The organism is Pseudomonas sp. PS02290 (assembly GCF_029960075.1).
Taxonomy (GTDB): Bacteria; Pseudomonadota; Gammaproteobacteria; order Pseudomonadales; family Pseudomonadaceae; genus Aquipseudomonas.
Genome location: NZ_JASCOY010000197.1, coordinates 1 through 3,305, shown reverse-complemented (window position 1 = coordinate 3,305; position 3,305 = coordinate 1). Strand labels below are relative to the sequence as shown.

Sequence of the window (3,305 nt, the reverse complement as noted above, 5' to 3'; positions counted from 1 at the left end):
AGCCGATCCTACAGTCGATGTCACTGCCGATCCCACTGGACGCATGCGATGCCTTGGTAGGACCGGCTTCAGCCGGGAAGAGGCCAGCTCAAGCGCCAGCAATTTTTGCTGATTGCACCCCATCCTGTGGGAGCGAGCTTGCTCGCGAATGCTGTATTTCAAACACCGGACATTCGGTGGATGTATCGACCCCTTCGTGAGCAAGCTCACTCCCACAGGTCCTCAGCATTTGCTCTGCCCTCGATCTGCCCTTGATCCGCTTTTACATTTTTCACCAAAAAAGACTAACCACTTAGCCGCCTCGTTCGTCTTTCAGGTAAGGCGCGCTTACCTGCGCCGTTCCAACACCACGAGGGATTACACATGAGCTTCGACAGCGAAAACACACAGTTCCAGGTCGTCATCAACCACGAAGAACAGTACTCCATCTGGCCCGACTACAAAGCCATCCCGGACGGCTGGAAAAGCGTCGGCGTCGAAGGCGACAAACAGACCTGCCTCAACCACATCGAAAGCGTCTGGACCGACATGCGCCCCCTCAGCCTGCGCAAGGCCATGGCCTGAACCCACCCCCTTCAGCCCCAGGAGCGTAATGCCCATGAACATGCGCATGCTCACCCCCGAACGCCTGCGCCTTGAAGCCGGCTTCCCCCTGCGCGTCCAGCCCGGCCAGACCGGCGTCTCCCTGGCCGCCGAAATCGACGCCCTGCGCAGCGTCGTCGACCACTCGCTTGAGCGCGACGGCGCCATCCTTTTCAGCGGCTTCACCCCCGAAGGCGTCGAAGGCTTCCAGCAGTTCGCCGCCTCCTTCGGCCACCCGCTGCTCAACTACGAATTCGGCTCCACCCCGCGCAGCCAGGTCGATGGCAAAGGCGTCTACACCTCCACCGAATACCCGGCGCACCGCTCGATTCCGCTGCACAACGAACAGGCCTACACCACCGAATGGCCCATGCGCATCTTTTTCTACTGCGCCAAAGCCGCCGTCAGCGGAGGCGAGACGCCGATTGCCGACAGCCGCCGGGTGTTCCAGCGCATCAGTCCGGCGCTGCGCAAACGCTTTGAAGAAAAGCGCCTGATGTACGTGCGCAACTACGGCAACGGCCTGGACCTGACTTGGCAACAGGTGTTCAACACCGAGCGCCACAGCGACGTCGAAGACTATTGCCGCCCCCGTGGCATCCAGTGCGACTGGAACGATGACGGCGACCTGCGCACCCGACAGTTGGTGCAAGGCGTCGCCCAGCATCCGCGCACCAAGGATTGGGTCTGGTTCAATCAGGCGCACCTGTTTCACCTGTCGAACCTCGACGAGGAGATGCAGGAAATCCTCCTCGACACCGTTGGCGAAGAAGGCCTGCCGCGCAACGTCTACTACGGCGACGGCAGCCCGCTGGAGGCCGATGCGCTGGCGGAAATTCGCGGCGTGCTGAGCGAATGCGAAGTGGTCTTCCCGTGGCAGACCGGCGACGTGCTGATGCTCGACAACATGCTCACGGCGCACTCGCGCAAGCCGTTCAGCGGCGAACGAAAAGTCGTGGTCGCCATGGCTGAAGGCGTCAGTGGCAACACCCTGCACACCCTTTCCTGAGTCCGATATTCATGCAGAAAACCAAGCTTGTTTACGTCTGGTCGCTGCGTAACGCCGCGGCGGACAAGGCCGGTCAATACGTCGATTACCACGGCGAGCAGCGCTACATGACCTCGCCGCTGGAGTACCTGGTCAAGGCGCTCAACGACACCGCTCTCGGCGATCACTACTCCCTGGAAGCGATCATCTACGACGAAAACCCCGAGTCCGCACGGGACCGCGAGAGCATCAAGGACTACGGCTTCACGCCGGGGCAGGGCGCCCACTGGTTCTACCCGGCGGGCCTGACAGTGCAGGGGCGCAAGGTCGATGACCTGCTGGAAAACGTGCCGTCCAGCTACCGCGCCTTGCCCTTGGGCGACAGCGCGCGGCCGGCCGGCAAGTCGGATTTCGAGCGACGTCTCGGCGAGCGGCTGCACGCGCTGGGCGCCGACGTTGTTGTGCTCGACGGGCTGCTGGTGATCCTTGATGAACTGGTGCGCGAAGGGGCTGATTTCCATCGGCGTATCTTCAACGCGCACCCGGGCATCACGCGTCTGGAATCGCCTTACGAGCGGCGCGGCGCCTACGCCACCCTCGACGCGCTGTACGGCGCCCGGGGCAAGAAAGTGGTCGACTGGACCACGCGGGAGATGGTCGACACGCCGGTGGTGAACATGACCGGCGCGTCGTTCCATTACGTCGACACCGGCATCGATTCCGGTGAAGTGGTGTTCGACGTGCTCGACACGCCCATCGCACCAGACGACACCATCCTCGAACTGCGCTGGAACAACTTCAACAACAGCCTGTTTCCCGCGCTGGAGCAGGGGTTGTGGGTGCTGGCGCGGCAGCGGTCTCATTGACCGCGCTCCGTTGAACGGGCGGTCAGCGCAGCGAGTCAGCACATGATTCCTGCGCTGGCGCCGCTGTTCATCGCCGATTTCGAGCATTACCGCGACGCGCTCGTGCTGCCGGACGATCCCCGCGTCGGCGTGCCTATGCGCACCTTTCTCACCGGCGACTACCTGAACGATGTACTCACGCGATTCGCCAGCGCCTACCCCGACAGCGACCCTCGCGGGCTGGCGTCGATCTGGAGCAAGTATTACTTCATCAAGCTGATTCCGCCGGTGGTCGCGGCGTCGTTGATCCTCGACCAGCAATTGCCGCTGCACCTCGATCAAGTACAACTGATCCTCAACGACGATGGCCTGCCTGCCGCGTTCAAGCTGCCTCACTCGGGACAGCGCTGGACGCCAACCCCGGCCGATGCTTTCGAGCGTTTCGATGACTTGCTGGAGCAGCACCTCAGACCGTTCATTGATGCCCTCGCGCGGCATTTTCGACTTTCGCCAAAAGTGCTGTGGAGCAACGCCGGCAACTATTTCGAGTGGCTGTTGGGCGTGCTCGCAAATGCCATGCCCCACGGCGATCTGACCCATGGTCACCAGTTGCTCAACGTGCAACTTCTCCCCGACGGAAGCCGCAATCCGCTCTACCAGCCCGTGCGCTACATCAAGGTCGACGGCCAGGACGAACCTAAGCGCCAACGCCGGGTGTGCTGCATCCGTTACCGTGTAAACGGCCTCGACTACTGCGCCAACTGCCCGCTGTCCTGACTGACCGCGCCCATAGGAGGAAACTGATCGTTCCCACGCTCTGCGTGGGAACGCCGGGTCGGGCGCTCAGCGCCCCTGAGAACACCCACAATCCCGCTTTACCCCAAAGCGAC

4 protein-coding genes are annotated in these 3,305 nt (G+C 62.3%); all 4 read left to right on the top strand.

The genetic code is table 11. From position 1 onward, the window contains the following. The first annotated feature begins 363 nt into the window (after positions 1 to 363). The 4 genes from QMX88_RS29110 to fhuF are packed head-to-tail and all read left to right on the top strand — an operon-like array spanning position 364 to position 3,192. On the top strand, positions 364 to 564 hold the full coding sequence (locus QMX88_RS29110) for an MbtH family protein (protein WP_282373710.1): 201 nt from the start codon (positions 364 to 366) through the stop codon (positions 562 to 564). Between the two features lie 34 nt (positions 565 to 598). After that, positions 599 to 1,591, top strand: a complete 993-nt coding sequence (locus QMX88_RS29105; RefSeq protein ID WP_282373709.1) for a TauD/TfdA family dioxygenase — start codon at positions 599 to 601, stop codon at positions 1,589 to 1,591. An 11-nt stretch (positions 1,592 to 1,602) separates the two neighbouring features. Continuing rightward, on the top strand, positions 1,603 to 2,436 hold the full coding sequence (locus QMX88_RS29100) for a N(5)-hydroxyornithine transformylase PvdF (RefSeq protein WP_282373707.1): 834 nt from the start codon (positions 1,603 to 1,605) through the stop codon (positions 2,434 to 2,436). Positions 2,437 to 2,478: 42 nt separating this feature from the next. Beyond that, on the top strand, positions 2,479 to 3,192 hold the full coding sequence (fhuF, locus tag QMX88_RS29095; protein WP_282373704.1) for a siderophore-iron reductase FhuF: 714 nt from the start codon (positions 2,479 to 2,481) through the stop codon (positions 3,190 to 3,192). The last annotated feature ends 113 nt before the right edge of the window (positions 3,193 to 3,305 follow it).